Annotated in this window: 16 protein-coding genes and 4 tRNA genes; 19 read left to right on the top strand and 1 reads right to left on the bottom strand. The window is 46.5% G+C overall.

All coding sequences use genetic code 11. From position 1 onward, the window contains the following. Window positions 1-115 precede the first annotated feature (115 nt). The 19 genes from AC3WTF_RS17330 to AC3WTF_RS17240 all read left to right on the top strand — a co-directional run bounded on the left by AC3WTF_RS17330 (window position 116) and on the right by AC3WTF_RS17240 (window position 18,129). Entirely contained in the window at window positions 116-529 is a 414-nt protein-coding gene (locus AC3WTF_RS17330; protein ID WP_007407899.1) for a VOC family protein, read from the top strand. A 238-nt stretch (window positions 530-767) separates the two neighbouring features. Beyond that, complete coding sequence (gene purA, locus AC3WTF_RS17325; RefSeq protein ID WP_004393102.1) at window positions 768-2,060, top strand: adenylosuccinate synthase; 1,293 nt, start codon at window positions 768-770, stop codon at window positions 2,058-2,060. 202 nt (window positions 2,061-2,262) lie between these two features. Continuing rightward, a tRNA-Lys gene (locus tag AC3WTF_RS17320) sits at window positions 2,263-2,338 on the top strand. A gap of 8 nt (window positions 2,339-2,346) precedes the next feature. Continuing rightward, window positions 2,347-2,418, top strand: a tRNA-Glu gene (locus AC3WTF_RS17315). An 84-nt stretch (window positions 2,419-2,502) separates the two neighbouring features. Next, a tRNA-Asp gene (locus AC3WTF_RS17310) sits at window positions 2,503-2,579 on the top strand. A gap of 36 nt (window positions 2,580-2,615) precedes the next feature. Beyond that, window positions 2,616-2,688 (top strand) — tRNA-Phe (locus AC3WTF_RS17305). Between the two features lie 336 nt (window positions 2,689-3,024). After that, entirely contained in the window at window positions 3,025-3,732 is a 708-nt protein-coding gene (gene walR, locus AC3WTF_RS17300; RefSeq protein WP_004393104.1) for a cell wall metabolism DNA-binding response regulator WalR, read from the top strand. A 6-nt stretch (window positions 3,733-3,738) separates the two neighbouring features. Then, window positions 3,739-5,574: a cell wall metabolism sensor histidine kinase WalK gene (gene walK / locus AC3WTF_RS17295; protein ID WP_004393106.1), complete on the top strand. Its 1,836-nt coding sequence runs from the start codon at window positions 3,739-3,741 to the stop codon at window positions 5,572-5,574. Then, window positions 5,564-6,922, top strand: coding sequence for a WalRK two-component regulatory system regulator WalH (gene walH / locus AC3WTF_RS17290; protein WP_015418614.1), 1,359 nt, complete (start codon window positions 5,564-5,566; stop codon window positions 6,920-6,922). The genes walK and walH overlap by 11 nt, the downstream gene beginning before the upstream one ends. Further along, window positions 6,909-7,748, top strand: a complete 840-nt coding sequence (locus AC3WTF_RS17285; RefSeq protein ID WP_080130850.1) for a two-component system regulatory protein YycI — start codon at window positions 6,909-6,911, stop codon at window positions 7,746-7,748. The genes walH and AC3WTF_RS17285 overlap by 14 nt, the downstream gene beginning before the upstream one ends. A 14-nt stretch (window positions 7,749-7,762) precedes the next feature. Next, window positions 7,763-8,557, top strand: a complete 795-nt coding sequence (locus AC3WTF_RS17280; protein ID WP_007407895.1) for an MBL fold metallo-hydrolase — start codon at window positions 7,763-7,765, stop codon at window positions 8,555-8,557. 86 nt (window positions 8,558-8,643) lie between these two features. After that, window positions 8,644-9,840: a S1C family serine protease gene (locus tag AC3WTF_RS17275; RefSeq protein ID WP_007407894.1), complete on the top strand. Its 1,197-nt coding sequence runs from the start codon at window positions 8,644-8,646 to the stop codon at window positions 9,838-9,840. Window positions 9,841-10,351: 511 nt separating this feature from the next. Then, on the top strand, window positions 10,352-10,561 hold the full coding sequence (locus tag AC3WTF_RS17270) for a winged helix-turn-helix domain-containing protein (protein ID WP_007407892.1): 210 nt from the start codon (window positions 10,352-10,354) through the stop codon (window positions 10,559-10,561). Then, window positions 10,558-11,976 carry a sensor histidine kinase gene (locus AC3WTF_RS17265; RefSeq protein ID WP_061046526.1) on the top strand — a complete coding sequence of 473 codons (1,419 nt, stop codon included), beginning with the start codon at window positions 10,558-10,560 and terminating at the stop codon, window positions 11,974-11,976. The genes AC3WTF_RS17270 and AC3WTF_RS17265 overlap by 4 nt, the downstream gene beginning before the upstream one ends. Window positions 11,977-12,207: 231 nt before the next feature. After that, window positions 12,208-13,215: a ThiF family adenylyltransferase gene (locus tag AC3WTF_RS17260; protein WP_032869251.1), complete on the top strand. Its 1,008-nt coding sequence runs from the start codon at window positions 12,208-12,210 to the stop codon at window positions 13,213-13,215. Next, window positions 13,212-14,534 carry a periplasmic substrate-binding domain-containing protein gene (locus AC3WTF_RS17255; RefSeq protein ID WP_007407889.1) on the top strand — a complete coding sequence of 441 codons (1,323 nt, stop codon included), beginning with the start codon at window positions 13,212-13,214 and terminating at the stop codon, window positions 14,532-14,534. The genes AC3WTF_RS17260 and AC3WTF_RS17255 overlap by 4 nt, the downstream gene beginning before the upstream one ends. A gap of 18 nt (window positions 14,535-14,552) precedes the next feature. Beyond that, on the top strand, window positions 14,553-15,743 hold the full coding sequence (locus AC3WTF_RS17250) for an MFS transporter (RefSeq protein ID WP_014306161.1): 1,191 nt from the start codon (window positions 14,553-14,555) through the stop codon (window positions 15,741-15,743). A gap of 27 nt (window positions 15,744-15,770) precedes the next feature. Then, window positions 15,771-17,396 carry an ABC-F family ATP-binding cassette domain-containing protein gene (locus tag AC3WTF_RS17245; protein WP_042635660.1) on the top strand — a complete coding sequence of 542 codons (1,626 nt, stop codon included), beginning with the start codon at window positions 15,771-15,773 and terminating at the stop codon, window positions 17,394-17,396. 13 nt (window positions 17,397-17,409) lie between these two features. After that, window positions 17,410-18,129, top strand: coding sequence for a cupin-like domain-containing protein (locus tag AC3WTF_RS17240; protein WP_007407887.1), 720 nt, complete (start codon window positions 17,410-17,412; stop codon window positions 18,127-18,129). A 41-nt stretch (window positions 18,130-18,170) separates the two neighbouring features. On the opposite strand, the gene AC3WTF_RS17235 is transcribed toward AC3WTF_RS17240, so the two are convergent. Then, complete coding sequence (locus AC3WTF_RS17235) at window positions 18,171-19,586, bottom strand: sigma-54 interaction domain-containing protein (protein WP_015418605.1); 1,416 nt, start codon at window positions 19,584-19,586, stop codon at window positions 18,171-18,173. Window positions 19,587-19,696 lie beyond the last annotated feature (110 nt).

The raw sequence follows: 19,696 nt of genomic DNA, 5'->3' as shown, positions 1-19,696 counted from the left end.
CCTCAAGCAATGTCTTGAGGCTTTTTTTCAACCGAAAGAATGAGAGAATGCCGTCCGTTCGGCAGACGAAAAAAAGAAGGCGCTTTTATATAATGGCATTAAGGGAGGGATGATGATGACAATTGAATTTCCGCAATTTCAAGCGGCGCAAATCCGGATTGCCCGGCCGACCGGACAGCTCAAAGAAATCATCAGGTTTTATGAAGAGGGCCTCGGGCTGAAGAGGGTCGGCAGTTTTTCCGGACATGAGGGCTACAGCGGCGTCATGTTCGGCCTGCCCCATACGCAATATCACTTAGAATTCACCGAAGAAACCGGCGCGTCTCAGCCGGCGCCCGTTCCGCACGGCGACAGCCTGCTTGTCTTTTACATCCAGGATCAGCAGGAGGTCATCCGCATCAGCACGAAATTAAAGCAGATGGGATATGAGGAGAAAGCACCCGAAAACCCGTACTGGGAAGAAAAAGGCGTGACCATCGAAGATCCTGACGGCTGGCGGGTCGTCCTGATGAATACAAGTGGCATATAAATGACTGTCTGAAGAACCCTGATTACGGGTTCTTTTTCTTGTTAAAGCATGAAAGTTTCGGGAGTAATAGATAGCAAATGAAAGAGAAAACGCTTTTAATCATGTTTAAGGCGAACAAATATAGATTGATAAGATTTAAATGTTCGGATTTACGATTGACTTTCTGTTTCGGCACTGATACACTTAATTTGTTTGAATGAGATATCGTTTTGAAAGGTTAACGGAGGTGCACGGATATATGTCTTCAGTAGTCGTAGTAGGTACGCAGTGGGGCGATGAAGGAAAAGGTAAAATTACAGATTTCCTATCAGAAAATGCAGAAGTGATCGCACGTTATCAAGGCGGAAACAATGCAGGACATACCATCAAGTTTGATGGCGTCACGTACAAGCTTCATTTAATCCCATCAGGAATTTTTTATAAAGAAAAAGCGTGTGTCATCGGGAACGGAATGGTTGTTGATCCGAAAGCGCTCGTAACGGAGCTTGCGTATCTTCATGAACGCAATGTGAGCACGGATAACTTGAGAATCAGCAACAGAGCCCATGTCATTCTTCCATACCATCTGAAACTGGATGAAGTAGAGGAAGAACGCAAAGGGGCCAACAAGATCGGCACAACGAAAAAAGGCATCGGACCTGCTTATATGGACAAAGCGGCGCGGATCGGCATCCGGATCGCAGACCTGCTAGATCGTGACGTGTTTGCAGAAAAGCTTGAACGGAACCTTGAAGAGAAAAACCGTCTGCTTGAAAAAATGTATGAAACAGAAGGCTTCAAAATTGAAGATATTCTGGATGAGTATTATGAATACGGCCAGCAGATTAAAAAGTATGTATGCGATACATCCGTCGTCTTAAATGACGCGCTGGATGAAGGCCGCCGCGTTTTATTTGAAGGCGCTCAAGGGGTTATGCTTGATATTGACCAAGGGACATACCCGTTTGTCACTTCATCCAACCCGGTCGCCGGAGGGGTGACGATCGGTTCAGGCGTAGGCCCGACAAAAATCCAGCACGTCGTCGGTGTATCTAAAGCGTACACAACCCGTGTCGGTGACGGTCCTTTCCCGACTGAGCTGAAAGATGAAATCGGGGATCAAATCCGTGAAGTCGGACGCGAATACGGCACAACGACAGGCCGTCCGCGCCGTGTCGGCTGGTTTGACAGCGTTGTTGTCCGCCACGCCCGCCGCGTCAGCGGAATCACAGATCTTTCTCTGAACTCAATCGATGTGCTGACTGGCATTGAAACATTGAAAATCTGTGTCGCTTACCGCTACAAAGGTGAAGTGATTGAAGAATTCCCGGCAAGTCTGAAAGCTCTCGCAGAGTGTGAACCGGTATATGAAGAAATGCCTGGCTGGACGGAAGATATCACAGGCGCAAAAACATTAAGCGATCTTCCTGAAAATGCGCGCCATTATCTGGAACGCGTATCTCAGCTGACAGGTATTCCGCTTTCTATTTTCTCTGTCGGTCCCGACCGTTCACAAACGAACGTCATCCGCAGTGTATACCGCGCTAACTAAGAATTTGCAGCAAACAAGCCTCCGGTCACGGAGGCTTGTTTTTTTATGTAGGAAAAAAATAATAGATTTTTTTCAAAAAAGTAGTTGCCACTTTCGAATGTTCTATGATATTATAAATCTCGTTGTTACGGAACAGCTTCAATAGAGTACTGCAAGAAAGCTTTTGTCTGAATGCTCTATGATACATAATCCGACACATCAGGAGCCATTAGCTCAGTTGGTAGAGCATCTGACTTTTAATCAGAGGGTCGAAGGTTCGAGTCCTTCATGGCTCACCACTTTTTATGGCCCGTTGGTCAAGCGGTTAAGACACCGCCCTTTCACGGCGGTAACACGGGTTCGAATCCCGTACGGGTCATTGATTTACTTTAGCGTTATTGCTAACTCCTTATTTGTCCTCGGAGGGCCGCCACGATACGGCTCTCCGGACAAATTACTGTAAGGTCCGGTAGTTCAGTTGGTTAGAATGCCTGCCTGTCACGCAGGAGGTCGCGGGTTCGAGTCCCGTCCGGACCGCCATTTTACTTTACTTTATAGTATAGAAAAGAAACATCTGGCTCGGTAGCTCAGTTGGTAGAGCAACGGACTGAAAATCCGTGTGTCGGCGGTTCGATTCCGTCCCGAGCCACTTACCCAAACGCATCTGCAATAGTAGGTGCGTTTTTTCTTTTGTTATAAAAAAGGGAGAGCCGGCTTTTCAGCCGGCCCAGAAGAAGACGTCAAACACTAGACGGCATTTTTTTTCGTGAGGTTTCAAAAAAATATTATTTTTTAAAAGAAAATAAAAAACATGACAAAAGGATGGCAGTTCAATACGTTTTTGCGCTGTTCTCTTTAATTTTTTTATCTTTTGACCTGAAACCGTTATAATAGACGGGGAACGTTTTTCACGATCCGAATTGTGATCATCATGAAACATCAATAGATGAAATGAAGTCATTCTGGCAGGAGGAAAATCAAGATGATGGATAAGAAAATCCTTGTAGTCGATGATGAAAAACCGATTGCAGATATATTAGAGTTTAATTTAAGAAAAGAAGGCTATGACGTGCATTGTGCGTACGACGGAAACGAAGCCGTGGAAATGGTGGAGGAGCTTCAGCCTGATTTAATTCTTTTAGATATTATGCTTCCGAATAAAGACGGAGTTGAAGTGTGCCGGGAAGTCCGGAAAAAATATGATATGCCGATTATTATGCTGACGGCAAAAGACTCGGAGATTGACAAGGTCATCGGGCTTGAAATCGGAGCGGATGACTATGTCACGAAGCCTTTCAGCACGCGTGAGCTTCTGGCCCGCGTCAAAGCGAACCTGCGCCGCCAGCTTACGGTTGCGCCGGCTGAGGAAGAATCAGCTTCTAATGACATTCATATCGGTTCTCTCGTCATCTTCCCTGACGCTTATGTCGTATCAAAAAGAGAAGAAACGATCGAGCTGACTCATCGTGAGTTTGAATTGCTTCATTACTTAGCCAAACATATCGGACAGGTTATGACGCGTGAGCATCTGCTGCAGACTGTGTGGGGCTATGACTATTTCGGTGATGTGAGAACGGTGGATGTAACAGTGCGCCGTCTCCGTGAGAAAATCGAGGATAATCCGAGCCATCCGAACTGGATCGTCACAAGACGGGGTGTCGGTTATTACTTGAGAAACCCTGAACAGGACTAACCGGCGATGAATAAGGTTGGTTTTTTTCGGTCGATTCAGTTTAAGATCACGCTGATCTATGTGCTTCTCATTATCATCGCCATGCAGATTATCGGCGTGTACTTTGTGAAACAGGTGGAGAATTCTCTTCTCAAGTCCTATGAATTATCGTTAAATCAGCGGATTGACAATCTTTCCTATTATATTGAGCAGGAATATAAAGGAGATAATGACAGCACCGTCATTAAAGATGACGTCAAACGGATTTTGAATGATTTTACGAAGAATAATGAAATACGGGAGATTACATTTGTTGATAAAAGCTATGAGGTCGTCGGTTCCTCGAGGCCTTATGGCGAGGAAATAGCGGGGAAACAGACGACTGACCCGATTTTTAAACGGATTTTCTCAACAAAACAGGCCTATTCAAAAAAATATTATGATCCTAAAAGTAAAAACAGAGTGCTGATTTCAGCAAAACCTGTCGTCACAGAGAATCAGGAAGTTGTCGGCGCGATTTATGTCGTGGCCAGTATGGAAGATACCTTTAACCAGATGAAAACCGTCAACTCGATTCTTGCTTCAGGAACAGGCTTAGCCCTTGTTCTGACGGCTCTTCTCGGTATATTTCTCGCCCGCACCATTACCCATCCGCTGTCGGATATGCGTAAGCAGGCGATGGAACTGGCAAAAGGGAATTTCTCCAGAAAGGTGCGGAAATACGGGCATGATGAAATCGGTCAGCTCGCAACGACGTTCAACCATCTGACGAGAGAGCTTGAAGATGCCCAAGCCATGACGGAAGGGGAGAGAAGAAAGCTTTCTTCCGTTATCGCGTATATGACGGACGGTGTCATCGCTACGAATCGCAACGGGGCTATTATTCTTTTAAACAGCCCTGCGCTTGAGCTGCTGAATGTTTCACGTGAAACGGCTTTAGAGATGCCGATTACGTCTTTATTGGGCATAAAAGAGAACTTTACATTTGAGGATTTAGTAGAACAGCAGGATTCAATGCTGCTGGAGATCGAACGTGACGATGAAACGACTGTACTGCGGGTGAATTTTTCCGTTATTCAGAGAGAGCACGGAAAAATCGACGGTTTAATCGCGGTTCTTTATGATGTCACCGAACAGGAAAAACTCGATCGGGAACGCAGAGAGTTCGTTGCCAACGTGTCTCATGAGCTGCGGACACCGCTGACGACCATGCGAAGCTATTTAGAGGCGCTTGCAGAAGGCGCGTGGGAAAATAAAGATATCGCTCCGCGTTTCCTAATGGTGACCCAAAATGAGACTGAGCGCATGATCAGATTGGTGAACGACCTGCTTCAGCTTTCTAAATTCGACAGCAAAGATTATCAGTTTAATCGAGAGTGGATTCATATGATCCGCTTTATGTCACTGATTATCGATCGTTTTGAAATGACGAAAGAACAGCATGTCGAATTTATCCGCGAGCTTCCGGACAGAAATCTGTACGTGGAGATTGATCAGGATAAAGTGACGCAGGTTCTCGATAATATCATTTCTAACGCACTGAAATACTCACCGGAAGGCGGGCATGTCACTTTCTCAGTCGATGTGAACGAGAAAGAAGAGCTGCTTTATATCAGCGTAAAAGATGAAGGTATCGGCATTCCGAAAAAAGATGTGGAAAAAGTCTTTGACCGTTTCTACAGAGTGGATAAAGCGCGCACGAGAAAACTCGGCGGCACCGGACTCGGCCTTGCGATTGCAAAAGAGATGGTTCAGGCGCACGGCGGAGACATTTGGGCCGACAGTGTAGAAGGCAAAGGAACGAAGATTACATTTACTCTTCCATATAAAGAAGAGCAAGAGGATGATTGGGATGAGGCGTGAAAATATAAAAACAGTCATACTGTCAGTGCTGGTCGTCATTAGTCTTGTTTTAACATGGGGAATTTGGACATTCCAGCCCAATTTTTCAGAAGGCACGGCCTCAACCAAATCGACTGTCCGGGAAAAGCATAAAATTGATAAAACGAGCCAAAAAGTGTCGCAAACGGTAAAACCCCGGGATATGTTTATTCATACAAACGGCTCTCATTATAAAGTGGATGATGAGACGCTCTTTAATGACCTGTGGGCGGATTTGCCGCAATGGGAAGTAAAAGGGATGAAGGATATTTCCGATCAATACGACAAGCTCGGTTTTAAAAATTGGCTTTACGGCAGAAACGGCAATTCGGCAAAGCTCGATCTGCAATTCAATGACACCATTCCGATTGATTTCTTCCAAACAATGTTTAAATGGTCGAATCCGTCAATGGAATACAGCTCATTTGACCATATTGTCATTCCGTTTAATGAGAATAAGACAAATAAGAAGATTTACATGGTCTCATACAGCAAGCAGCTGATTTTGGAAGTGACTGTGGAATCGGCGAATTACCGCAATCTGATGAATGAGCTGTACAGCAAAAAGTCGAGTATGCCGTTATACCACCTCTATTCGGTCGGAAAAAGCAAAGAATTTCTCATGCCGAATGCGCGGTTTAATATGAAGGAAAAAGAATTTATCACTGAAACCATTAAGACGAACCTGTTTAAGCAGACGCTTTTTAATGATCCGAGCACGGTCAGAGAAGACCCGAATTACAATCGGAATGTGCTGACTGACGGAATCAGCCGTCTGGAAATCAATTCGACACAGCGGCAGATTCAATTCCAGCATCGGAACCTGGCACAAAGCGCTTCTTATCAAACAGGGGAGCTGATTAAGAAAAGCTATAAATATTTAGAGGATACGGGAAGCTGGACGGATCATTATCAATTTTTCAATGTGAGTGATAACCAGCAGCTGAGTTTCTACATGTTTAAAGACCAAATGCCTGTGATCAACAGCACGTCTAAGCCTTTCGGATCCGGACCTGTTTTGACCCTGCAATGGGCCAATGACGAGGTTCTCAGCTACAAGCGGCCGAACTATGTTCTCGGACCGAATCCGATTAAAACAAAAGACGTAAAAATGATGAACGGCAATGAGGTTGTGTCTCTGCTGGAGCAGCAGGATAAATACGACGTGAATAAAATCGACCAGATCTTCCTGTCCTATCAAATGGTCTCTTCATCAACGAATGATCTCGTTGAACTGGAACCCGTCTGGAGTATGAAAATCAACGGGAAGATCGTCCCGATTACGAAAGATCTGCTGGGGAAGGAGGAGGACGATAATGGAGTGGAATAAGACAAAAACGATCTTCATCATTGCCTTCCTCATCCTCGATATTTTTCTCGGCTATCAGTTTTTTGAAAAACGCTCGAGCAGTGAATACGAAGTGATTAAAAATTCAAATGTGGAAAAAGACATGGAGATGGATCATATCACTTTCGGCAACCTGTCTTCTGATTCCGCGACGGGCTACCGGCTGACGGCGGGCCAAAAGGTATTTACCGCTGAAGATATTGATGCTTTGAAAGATCAAAAGCCTTTAATGGAGATGCCGGAGGATGATCACAAGGTTACCACACTGAAAATGAAATTTACCGATCCGGTCGGTTTATCGAAGCAAAAACCGCAGGAGGATGCGGAATCGCTCGTCAGCTCTAAAATAACCGGCGGTGAAAAATATAAACTGTGGAAAGTCGACAAGGATAAAAAACAGATCATTTTTTACCAGATGTATGACGGCCAGTTTATTTATCAGGATTTTGACTCGTCCACGGATGCGATCGGACAGGTGATTCTGCATCTGAACGATAAAAACGAGGTCGTATCTTACGAGCAGACCATGCTGGAGTCATTCAAGCGAATCCAGACGGAGAGCCTGATTCCTGAGCTTGATGCGGTCGAATTATTGTATTCTCAAAATTACTTAAAAGCGAATTGCGCCGTTAAAAGCGTTAAGTTCGGCTATATTGCCCAATATCCGCTGACAAGTACGCAGGTGCTGGCGCCGGTATGGAGAATTACAATTGAAGATAAGTCAAAAGGGACGAAGAAAAAGACACAGCAAACGTACACTGTGAATGCATTGGAAAGCACAGTCATTGATAACAATCAAAATAAATAATGGAGTGAGACACAATGGGCTTGCAATTTAGCGTGCTTGCGAGCGGGAGTACCGGAAACGCGTTTTATCTGGAGACAGAGGAGCACTCTTTTCTGGTGGATGCCGGCCTGAGCGGTAAAGCGATGGACGGGCTGATGGAGAAAATCGGCCGCAAGATAGACGACGTCGACGGCATCTTTGTCACTCACGAGCACAGCGACCATATTAAAGGGCTCGGCGTCATTGCGAGAAAGTACGGACTTCCCGTCTACGCCAATGAAAAGACGTGGAAAGCGATGGAGAATCAGATCGGCAAGCTGGATACCGGACAAAAGTTTTTGTTCCCGATGGAAAGCGTAAAATCCTTCGGCGGGCTTGATGTTGAGTCATTCGGCGTCTCCCATGACGCGGCCGAGCCGATGTTTTATGTTTTCCACTACCAAGGCAGAAAGCTCGCGCTGATGACGGACACCGGGTATGTGAGCGACAGAATGAAAGGCATTATCCGTTCGGCCAATGTGTTTGTGTTTGAAAGCAACCATGATGTCGGCATGCTGCAAATGGGCAGATACCCATGGAGCATTAAGCGGCGGATTTTAAGCGATGTCGGCCACGTCTCCAATGAAGACGCGGCGCTCGCCATGACTGATGTCATCGGCGACGGCACATCGCGCATCTATTTGGCGCATCTGAGCCAAGACAACAATATGAAGGAACTGGCGAGAATGTCCGTGCAGCAGACATTGGCTGCGAAAGGATTTGTCGCCGGGGAAACGTTTCAGTTATTTGATACCGATCCGAAAATCCCGACGCCGCTGTGCGCCGTGTAATTTTTCCAAATGAATCATGATTATTAATCCGCGATCTGACCCACACTATAAGCAAATCGAGTACTCTTGAAAGGATTTGAGATAGGGTGGATTATAATCGCGATGATGAACAGTACGCCTCCGAACAGCCCCGCCGCAGCAAGAGAGGGTACTTTCTATCAAGTCTGATCGGCGTCATCGTCGGGGCCGCGCTCATGGCTTTCCTGCTGCCGTACTGGACAGGCGGAGACCATGGAGAAAGCAGCAAAAGCACCAGCCAGCGTCTCGGCAGCGAACAGGTGAAAACAGTCAACGTAAATGTCAATGACGCTGTCACGAATATGGTCAGCCGTGTATCAGATTCGGTAGTCGGTGTTCTCAATATCCAAAAGACCGATATTTGGGGAGAGGGCGGCGAAGCGGGAAGCGGGTCGGGCGTCATTTACAAAAAGAACGGAAACACTTCTTATATCGTAACCAATCACCATGTCATTGAAGGTGCGACTGAGATTGAGATCAGCCTGAAGGATGGCTCACGCGTGCCTGCTGAGCTGATCGGGAGCGACCGTCTGATGGATCTCGCCGTGCTGAAGGTGAAGTCTGATAAAATCAAATCGGCCGCCCAGTTCGGCAATTCTGATCAGGTCAAAGTCGGAGAACCGGTCATTGCGATCGGAAATCCGCTCGGGCTTGAATTTGCGGGATCAGTGACACAGGGGATCATTTCAGGCACGGAAAGGGCGGTGCCCGTTGACTCAAACGGCGACGGACAGCCGGATTGGAATGCGGAAGTGCTGCAGACCGATGCCGCGATTAACCCCGGCAACAGCGGCGGCGCTTTGATGGATATATCGGGCAAGGTGGTCGGCATCAACTCAATGAAGATCGCTGAATCCGCCGTTGAAGGCATCGGCCTGTCCATCCCGTCAAAGCTTGTCATTCCCGTTATTCAGGATTTAGAAAAATACGGAGAAGTCAGACGGCCTTTCCTCGGTATTGAGATGAAATCCTTAACGGATATTGCGAGCTACCATTGGAGCCAGACGCTGAAACTTCCGAAAGGCATTAAAACCGGGGCGGTCATTATGGGTGTCGACGCGTTTTCACCGGCCGGAAAAGCGGGTTTGAAAAAGCTCGACGTGATCACCGGGTTCGACGGACATAAGGTCAATGACGTTGTGGATCTCCGTGAGCGCCTGTATCGCAAAAAGATCGGTGACCGTGTGAACATCACGTTCTACCGTTCGGGAAAGAAAAAAACAGCGGAAGTCAAACTGACAGAAGCGGATCGATTACAGAAATAAAAAAACAGCCCGGACAACCGGGCTGTTTTTTATTGATTTATTTGTTAATATTATACTATTATGAAAACGGGAGGTGACACACATGAAAACGGCTGATGTGATCATCGTATTGAATGAAATCGAGGGTGAATGTGAAGGAAGAATTATTTTAGAATGCAGAATTTAAGAAAATGAAACATGTCATATTAAACGTCCTTTTTCAGGGCGCTTTTTTTATGCCTTTTTTCAGAAGCCATAAAAAAGAACTGAACGCGGGTCACAACACGTTCAGTTAAAAATGGATATATTTGAAAAAAAGGTAGACATGAACTTAGAACTTTGTGATTGAAACAGACTGGTGCTGCTGAATTGAAGCGGCAGATAATGATTTTTATTTGCAGATGGCTCCGTTTTCAGCGTTTCCTTTCACCAATTCAGCTTAGATTCCGTTTTGTTTCAGATAAAAGCGAATAATAGAAGGGGAAGCGAAAAAAATAAACACAGGCTGATACATCTAAGGAGAGACTGCATCATGGAAAAGTTGAAAGGCATCAAGCTGAGTGCAGACGGCGAGTCTGCACTCATTGATTCTTTAACGATGGGGCTTCATTACGGAACGGTCCTTAGGGAAGACAATATCGTCGAGGTGTACATCCGTTCTCTGCGCGAAAAGCTGAAGGACAAAGAGCACAAGGTGATTCGCACGGTTCGGGGCGCCGGGTACAGGATGAATCTGGCATGAAACGGCTGTACAGAACCCTGCGGTTCCAGCTCCTGTTCAGGTCACTGGCGATTTTGGCTTTGCTGTTATGTTTCATCGGCGGTACTCAGTACATGTTTATGACACGGACGATGTATGAAAATCAGGCGATCAGCATTCAGAGTGATATCAATTCAATGGATCAAAGCGTATGGAGGTCAATCAAAACCCTTGCCCGTTCCGAAACACCGGCTCATCCGAATTTGATTTACCCCGGGGTGACGGTTGCTTTTATCAATCAATCATACAAGATGTCTGTTTTATCAGAAGACCCGCACGCGGGGGCCGCTCCTTCTTTTCCGAAAAAAGTGTACCGGGATGCGCTGACAGACACCATGGCGCTTCACTATCAGGTGGCTCACAATGAGGCGGGTGAGGAAATCATCGTCGTGTTTCAGGCGATTTCCGTTGACGGAAGGCAGGCGGGAGTTGTGCAGATGAGCACGCTGACACAGCCTTTGAATGATTCGCTTTTCCGCCAGATCAGCATTTTCGCGGTGCTTTCCTTTGCGGCTTTGGTCATCGGACTGTTTGTTTTCTTGCCGGTGATCCGGCTCACACTCAAGCCGCTGTCCCGCATTGTGCGTATGATGGGTGACATTTCTGCCGGCAGTCTCGATAAACGGCTGCCGATCGATAGGAAGCAGGCCGAAATTGAGTCGCTGGGCATCTCCATCAATCAGATGCTGGAACGGATTGAAACCTCTTTTCAGGCGGAAAAAGAAGCGAAGGAGCGCATCCGGCAGTTTGTATCAGACGCATCACATGAGCTGAGAACGCCGCTTACCTCCATTCACGGCTGTATCGAAATTTTAATGCGCGGAGCGGCGGAGAAGCCGGAGCAGAAAGAAAAAGCGCTTCAAAGCATGTACGCGGAATCCGCCAGGGCGAATAAGCTGATAGAGGATCTTCTGTTTCTCGCGCAGATTGACCGGGTGCCGAGCTTTGAAATGAAAAAAGGCGCATTGGGAGACGTCATTTTGGAAATGGAGGCTCAGCTGAAGCTGCTCGCGAGAAACCGGAAGCTCGAGTTCTTTGTTGATCAAAAGATAGAAGCCGTTTTTGACAAAGACAAAATGAAGCAGGCCATTCTCAACCTCTTTTACAATGCGGTGCAGCATACGGATGAAGACACGGGTGTCATCACCGTCTCCCTGCAGAAAGACGGAGGAATCATGCTTATGATTGCGGATAACGGAACGGGAATCGCTCCGGAGCATGTGCCTCATTTGTTTGACCGGTTTTACAGGGCGGAAACCTCCCGATCCCGTCAATCCGGCGGCGCGGGGCTGGGTCTTGCCATTACAAAAACCATTATCGACAGCCATAACGGAACAATTGAAGTGAAAAGTGAGCAGGGAAAAGGCTCCGTGTTCATCATCCGGCTGCCGGGATAAACCGGGAAGCAGGAAGAAATATCACAATTTATATGTAAATTCTAAATTTTCAAAAAATAACTTGTCCTTTTCCAATATTGGTGATAATATCTAGTTATTGGTAAAGGGGGTGTGTACTGATGAAGATTGAAGAACTTGATCTTGATACAGAAACAGCAAGCTTGGTGCATCGCTGCTAGTAAAGCCGTGACTCCCCTCATTGGGGAGTTATTATCTTTCAGGGGGTATGTCATGATGTCAACGGACTGTAAGCGCTGGAAGTTTAAAGACAGCGTGCAGGTGCTGACCTACACGGCGCATATTATCATTCAATATCGAAAGGCGATTAAGCTTGCGCATACGAGTGAGATCAAAGAGGCGGTTGAACGGCTGACCATCGGTTGTGAAAAACAAGAGCTTTCTGATCTTCTGGGAGAGGAAGCGGGAAACCAGTTTTTCGATGCGTTAATGAAATTGGATGCTTTAATAGAGCCATGGCAAAACGGCCGTGAAGGCCGCATCACTGAAAAGCAGCTGTACCATTTTGAGAAATACAACCAAAACCCCAATCTGATCCAAAACAGATTAGACGGCAGCAGGGCAGCGATCGTGGGTCTGGGGGGCGTCGGAACGATCATTCTTCAAAACCTTTTGGCGGCGGGCATGCAGCATTTTATTCTCATTGATTTCGATGCCGTATCAGTACATAACCTGAACAGACAATTCGTCTATAATAAATCTTCTGTAGGCAAATTAAAGATCTCAGAATGCAGAGATTATATTGCGGGTATCAATCCCCATGCGGACGCAGCACTTTACCATCAGGAAATTACACAGCCGCAGGATCTGCGTGTGTTAGATCCGTACGAAATTGATATCGTCATAAATGCCGCTGACAAACCCCATAACATTTCTGAATGGGTTTACCGGTATTGTAAGGAGCGGAATATCGCGTTTATGACCGGGGGTGTCGGCAGCTTCAGCGGCCAATGGGGGCCTCTGCTCACGCCTGAATCCTATCAATCCGGCGTCACCTATGAAAAAAACATGCCGGCCGGACTTCTGAACTGTTACCCCGATGAACCGATCAAAGGTTCCTTAGGAGCGACAAACGGTATTATATCCTCGTTTATGTCTCATGACATTATCACATACCTTGCAGGCGGAAGCCCGAAATCCCTGAATACCCGCATCGGCCTGGACTTTGACGGCCTTCATATTACAGAAACGAAGCTTTCTCAAAAGGAAAGCGCTTTATGAAGACGATGCATCGTACGGCGAGAAAACCGGGCGACCCTCTGAAAATAGAAATCGACACAAGCCCGATACGCTTGAACCCATTAGATACGCAGGATTACACAAGCAAGATGATGTGCAGCATTATGTATGAAAGTCTGCAGGACGGCTATAACTGCCGGATCATCCGCAAAGATCCCCGCACCTGTCAGGTGGACATTCACCCGGACTATTTAGGCGACGCCGAGGGTGTGGTTCAAACGATCATCTATCATCTGACGAAAGAAAATCAAAGCCCCCATCTCGGCAGTTTCCTGAACATAAAACAGGCCGTTCCGTATGTAAAAGGCCTCGTCTCTTCCGATCAGCTCGGGGTGAACGTAACAGGCGAAAAACGCTTTGAAGTCACCTTGGACGAGCCGTCTGATGAAATAGAAGCCGTTTTGCAGAGCAGCTTTCTGATTCCTGGGACCGCCGGGGGCGATGTGCCGGAAAACGGCCCGTACCGATTCAAGCGCACGTTTGAGAAGGGGCTGGAATTTGAGCGGAATCCGCAATATAAAATGACGCCCGCGGATCACCGCACGGTTCAGACCATCCAATTTATTTTGAATGATGATCTGGAAAAAAGCATCGGGCTGTACGAAGCGAATCAAACGGACGTGACCTGCCACACCCAGTTTCATCATTCAAACATGAGGTATCGGCAGTATGCTGATTTTAAAGAAAATCATTTGCCGATGTTATTTACCTTCAAGGTAAAGGACGACATGCTGAGAACTTTCATTCAGCATTATTTTGATAAACAAAAGCTGGCCGGGGATTTGGGGCATATCATCACGCCGACTGATTCACTGATCGGTATATGGGAAAGCGGGAGGACACCGCAGAAAGATCCGCCCCTTTTGACAAGAGAAGAACCGATCCGAATCGTTTATGCCGATTATTATCCCAACGGAGAGATCATTGAAAGGCTGGCTGATTTGTTTCGGCGGGCCGGAGCGGACGTGTCCGTCTCCCGCGTCAGTCATTTCAATGATTATTACCATATGGATAAAAGCCGGTTTGATATTGAGCTCCATTTGTTCCTGCCGGCTTACATGCATGAGCTGAGCTATATCAAATATTTCATCCGCGACATCAGCGATCCAGGGAAGAAAAAAACGATCATTGATGCCGTAGGATCTGAAAAAAAGAAGGAACTTTTTGGGTTATTCGAGAATACAACTCATTATTGCCCAATTTGTTTTGGGAAAAGTCTGTATCTGCAAGATCCATGTATAGAGGGTTTTAGTGTAAAGACTGACGGGCTCCTTTCTGTTCATGATGTTAAATGCAGATAGCTGGAAAGGGGTATTCATTTGCGGAATCGAAATTTGCTTTACTTCTCCGGTTTTTTCGGAAACTTCTTTTTCGAACGGGGAATTTGGATTTTATATTTAACAAGCATGAATTATTCATTATTTCTTGTGGGCATCCTGCAATCGGTCCTGAATTTGGCGATGTTTCTGGCGGAAGTGCCGAGCGGCGTCATCTCGGACAGAATCGGGAGAAAAAAATCGCTCTTGCTCGGCCATTTTATGGTCATTGTCTATTTGGTGATGTTCCTGAGCTTCCATAACTTCATCGCCCTCTTCATCGCCCATATTATATACGGTATCGGGCTGACGTTTATATCAGGAACGGATCATGCCTTTTTGTTTGATTCACTGAAAGAACAAGGGAAAGAAAAGTGGTACGGCAAATCCATCGGAAATTATAACGGACTTGTCATACTCGGTCTTGCGATCGCCATGGGCATCGGCGGCTACTTGCAGGAAATATCATGGTCGTATGTGTTTATCGCCGGGATTGTCACTCAGCTGATTGCAATGGCGGTCATTACACAGCTGACGGAAATTAAATTTGAAAACAGTGAACACGAAACGCAGACGGTCGGTGACATCTTAAAAGAAGTCAAAGATTTCTTCAGGCTGAACAAAGCCTTTAAATATCTGGTGCTGTCACTCTCCGTTTTCTTTGCGATTACATCGGTTTTTTATATGTACGGACAAGATTTGTTAAGTCAGGAAGGGCTGTCCGTGCGCAATATATCCATTATTTTTGCGGGACTGTCCATCTTGCAGGCACTGTGCTCCATCTTTTCTTCCAAGCCGGCGGAAAAATTCACGCCGAGGCGCGTGCTTCTGCTGACATTCTGCATCATCGGGGCGGCCTATCTGTTTATACCATCGGGCAGTCTGTACGTGACGATTGCAGCTTTTGTCGTCATTAACGCGCTCTATGATGTGATAGAACCCGTATCCAGTCAGGTGGTGAATAATGAGATTCCGTCCAGAACGAGAGCCACGCTGCTGTCCATTATCAGTTTGATGACCTCGCTCTTCATGTTCATTGCCTTTCCGTTTATCGGATTCTTAACGGACTATTTTGATTCAGCTTTGCTGCTGACCGCAATCGGGGTATTATCCATCTTATTGTCGCTGTTTATGATGCTCAGCTTTTACAAACTGAAAGCGAGCGTCGCCATCCAGAATAAAGTCGAGCTTTGAACCAGAATGACAAAGGGATGATGTGAGTTGCTGAATATTCATAATCTTACGGTAAATTTAGCGGGAGATACGATTTTCAAACAAGTTTCTTTTTTCATCAATGAAGGCGAAAAAGTGCTTGTGGCCGGGCCGAACGGTTCCGGCAAAAGCACGCTGTTCAGGGTGCTTTCCGGAGAGCTTGAGGCAGATGAAGGAACGATTGCGATCAACAAAGGGGCGAAGGTCGGTTTGCTGAAGCAGATCGCTGATCCCAATGAGGATCTGACGTTGTATCAATATCTGGAAAAATCATTTGAAGCTCTAGCGGCGATCCAGAAGGAAATGAAGGCCATTGAGCTGAAGCTTTCGGAACCGATGAGCGATGACGAGCTGACTGCTTTATTGGAAAAGTACAGTCAATACACGGAAACATTTGAGCGGAACAACGGCTACCAGATGCACGCGATGATTGACGAGGTATGCAACGGGCTCAGCCTCAGCGAATTAAAGGATCAGCCGTTTTCAAAGCTGAGCGGCGGCGAAAAAACAAAAGCCGGCCTTGCCGAAATTTTAATCCGCAACGACGACGTTATACTGCTGGACGAGCCGACCAACCATTTGGATGTCCATGCGATTGAGTGGCTTGAAGGGTTTATTAAAAAATCGAACAAAACCATTCTGTTTACGACCCACGATAAAACGTTTGCCGACCAAACGGCGATGAAGGTGCTCGAGATTGACGATACCGAGGTGAAGATTTGGCCTTACGGATTCAGCGAATACTTGAAAAAGCGGGAAGAATTCATCATCGCCCAGTTTGAGAAATATGAAGAACAGCAGAGAAAAATACAGAAGATGAAGGAATCCATCGCCCAGCTGAGAGATTGGGCCAACCGCTCAAATCCGCCGTCTGTCGGCCTGCACAGACGCGCGAATAATATGGAAAAGGCACTGAAAAGGATCGAGCTGATCAATAAGCCGGTCCGGACGGAGCAAAAATTAAAAAACGCATTTCAGGAAGCGGGCGCCGGTTCAAAAGATATTGTGTTCATTGAAAACGGAAAGGTGACCAACGGATCTTCCCTTTTATATCAAAATGTGAATCTGCGCATAAAGCATAAAGACAGAATCGGCATCGTCGGCAGAAACGGCGTCGGCAAAACAACGCTGATCCGCTGTATCATCGGGGAAAGAGAACTGTCGGACGGCACCATTAAAGTGGGAGAAAATCTTAAGATAGGCTACATTGATCAAAAGAGCCATGTAGGAGATTCGAGTCAGACTATTCTGCAATTTTTTAAAGAAAATCTGCTGACTGAAGAGGGCATGGCCCGGAATATGCTGGCCAAGTACGGATTTTACGGGTCGTCAGTCTTTAAAAAACTTTCCGTCCTGTCGGGCGGTGAGAGAATCAGGCTGAAGCTGTCCATCTTAATGGAAAAAAAGCTGAATGTCCTGATCCTGGATGAGCCGACCAACCACTTGGATATTGAATCTCAGGAAATTCTCGAAAACAGCCTGATGCAGTTTCAAGGCACCATCATCTGCGTTTCTCATGACAGAAACCTGCTGGAGAAGTTCAACAAGATTTTCTGGCTTGAGAATCAAAACGTCACCATCTTTTCAGGTCCATACAGTTACGCCAAACAAAAAAAACGGCAGATTGCCGAATAAAAGGGGAATGGATATGACCATTGACAGACTGACAATCAATGAGTTATCGTACGATCTTTTTGTAAGCGAGTATGCTGATAAGAAACCTTTTATTTTGACGGGGGCAATGGATCACTGGGAATGCAGGCCGTGGACGCTTGAATACATTGACGAACACTATGGGGACAGAATGGTCACCATCCGGAAATCAGATATCGAAGGGGTCAAAACCTTTAAACAAGTAAAGCTTTCCAACTATATCGAGTACATTGATCAGAATGATGACAAATGGTACTGTGACTGGAATTTTACGCAGCTGAACCAAAATGACTTAGACCTTGTCTATTCCGCACCCGAGTATTTTACAAAAGACACATTGAGAGCGGATGAAGAAACGGGACGGGACTGGAAATGGTTCTTTCTCGGTTCAAAGCAGACAGGCACACCGCTGCATCAGGATTTTAACAACACGCACGCGTGGAACGGCGTCATTTTCGGGGAGAAGGAATGGATCTTCTATCATCCGGACGACTCTCCGTATTTGTACGAAGGAAATATCAATGTCTTTGATGAAAAAGACATTGAGCAAAAACCGCTGGTGCAAAAGGCGTCTCCGATCCGCTTCAGACAAAAGGCGGGAGAAATCATTTACGCGCCGCGCCATTGGTGGCATCAAGTCGAGAATACGGAACATACATTGGCAGTGAGTGAGAACTTTTGGTTTACCGGAGAGCGGCTTGCCAATCAGATATAAACGAAAGGCTGAGGAGCATCTCAGCCTTTTTTTGTATGGATTCATTTCATTCGGTCCAGACCGAATTTTTTCAGGCGGTATTGCAGGCTCTGTCTGCTGATTCCGAGCTCGTTTGCCGTTTTGGATATGTTATTGCCGTGTTTTCTCAGGATCTTTTCGATCATGTATTTTTCGAAGTTTTCCATTTTGTCTTTTAAATCGGTGCCGGGCTGGGTGCTTGCGGCGGCTTTGGTTTCCGTGTCAGCCGGTTTGATTTTCATCCGGTATTGGTAAGGCAGGTGGGCCGCCGTAATCGTCGTTTCATCCGTCATAAAGTTCATGGCGCCTTCAATCATATGTTCAAGCTCGCGGATGTTGCCCGGCCAGTCATATTCCAAGAAGAATCGCTGCACATCGTCACTGATCGAATCGACATGCATTTGGAACAGGTGATTGTTTTTCTGGATAAAGACTTCGGCCAGTGGCAGAATGTCCTCCTTGCGCTCCCGGAGCGGCGGAATGATCAGCGTGACAACGCTTAAGCGGTAGTATAAATCTTTGCGCAGCCGCTCTTCCGAAATGGCGGTGATCGGGTCTTCATTCATCGTGGCGATGATGCGGACGTCAATCGGTTTGTCCTGCGCTGATCCGATGCGCCTGATTTTCTTTTCCTGAAGGGCGCGGAGCAGTTTTGCCTGCAGGCTGAGATTGAGCGAGTTGATCTCATCAAGGAGCAGGGTGCCTCCCTGCGCCTGCTCAAATAACCCGGGCTGGTCGATGGCTCCGGTAAAGGCGCCTTTTTTCGTGCCGAATAAAATACTTTCGACCAGGCTATCCGGCAGGGCGGCGCAGTTTTGTGAGATGAACGGGGCGCCTGAGCGCTGGCTGCCGTTATGAATGCTTTGGGCGAACAGTTCCTTGCCCGTTCCCGTCTCGCCGGCCAAAAGCACCGATGATGATGTGCGGGTTGCCCGTTTTGCGTTTTCGATGACTTCCCGAATGACCGGGCTGTTGCCGAGAATACTGTCAAACGTGTAGCTGTTCTGTTCTTTCCTGTGCATGTTCTCCCTGATCAGCCGTTCGAGCTTGGTGACGTCCTTGGCGATTTCCACGGCTCCCTTGATCTCGCCGTTTTGCACAATCGGGAAGGTGTGGTTGATCGTCGTGATTTCCTGGCCTTTGTTATTGAAATAGCTTTGCTTCACGTTTTTAATCGTTTTGCCTTCTTGAAGGGCCTGAACGAGCGTGCTGTCCTGCTGATTGGAAAACATAAATACATCAGTCAGGTTTTTATGCAGGACGTCCCGTTCATCCATATCTTCAATCTGCATCATTTTCTTATTGTAAATGACGGTGCTGCCCTTTTCGTCCACCACATGCAGCCCGACATCAATCTCTTCCAGAATGCTTTGTAACACGAGTGTGTAAAATTCGCTGGTTGTGTGCAGGTCAATTCCCCCTCTCAATCGTCTTAACATTCATTATTTTAAAATAAATCGAACGGGAAACGCAAAAAAATTTTGCGCTTGGACGATGTTTAAAAATAAATGGAAATTAAGGTAATAAAACCATTGACTTTTTTAAGGAA

This window comes from Bacillus sp. EB106-06-01-XG163 (assembly GCF_058791615.1).
This window is presented reverse-complemented; position numbering and strand designations above follow the sequence as displayed.

Bases quoted from the DNA above. Each gene is read 5' to 3' on its own strand.
- AC3WTF_RS17330 (WP_007407899.1), top strand. From the start codon at position 116: ATGACAATTGAATTTCCGCAATTTCAAGCGGCGCAAATCCGGATTGCC.
- purA (WP_004393102.1), top strand. From the start codon at position 768: ATGTCTTCAGTAGTCGTAGTAGGTACGCAGTGGGGCGATGAAGGAAAA.
- walR (WP_004393104.1), top strand. From the start codon at position 3,025: ATGGATAAGAAAATCCTTGTAGTCGATGATGAAAAACCGATTGCAGAT.
- walK (WP_004393106.1), top strand. From the start codon at position 3,739: ATGAATAAGGTTGGTTTTTTTCGGTCGATTCAGTTTAAGATCACGCTG.
- walH (WP_015418614.1), top strand. From the start codon at position 5,564: ATGAGGCGTGAAAATATAAAAACAGTCATACTGTCAGTGCTGGTCGTC.
- AC3WTF_RS17285 (WP_080130850.1), top strand. From the start codon at position 6,909: ATGGAGTGGAATAAGACAAAAACGATCTTCATCATTGCCTTCCTCATC.
- AC3WTF_RS17280 (WP_007407895.1), top strand. From the start codon at position 7,763: ATGGGCTTGCAATTTAGCGTGCTTGCGAGCGGGAGTACCGGAAACGCG.
- AC3WTF_RS17270 (WP_007407892.1), top strand. From the start codon at position 10,352: ATGGAAAAGTTGAAAGGCATCAAGCTGAGTGCAGACGGCGAGTCTGCA.
- AC3WTF_RS17265 (WP_061046526.1), top strand. From the start codon at position 10,558: ATGAAACGGCTGTACAGAACCCTGCGGTTCCAGCTCCTGTTCAGGTCA.
- AC3WTF_RS17260 (WP_032869251.1), top strand. From the start codon at position 12,208: ATGATGTCAACGGACTGTAAGCGCTGGAAGTTTAAAGACAGCGTGCAG.
- AC3WTF_RS17255 (WP_007407889.1), top strand. From the start codon at position 13,212: ATGAAGACGATGCATCGTACGGCGAGAAAACCGGGCGACCCTCTGAAA.
- AC3WTF_RS17240 (WP_007407887.1), top strand. From the start codon at position 17,410: ATGACCATTGACAGACTGACAATCAATGAGTTATCGTACGATCTTTTT.
- AC3WTF_RS17235 (WP_015418605.1), bottom strand. From the start codon at position 19,586: ATGTTAAGACGATTGAGAGGGGGAATTGACCTGCACACAACCAGCGAA.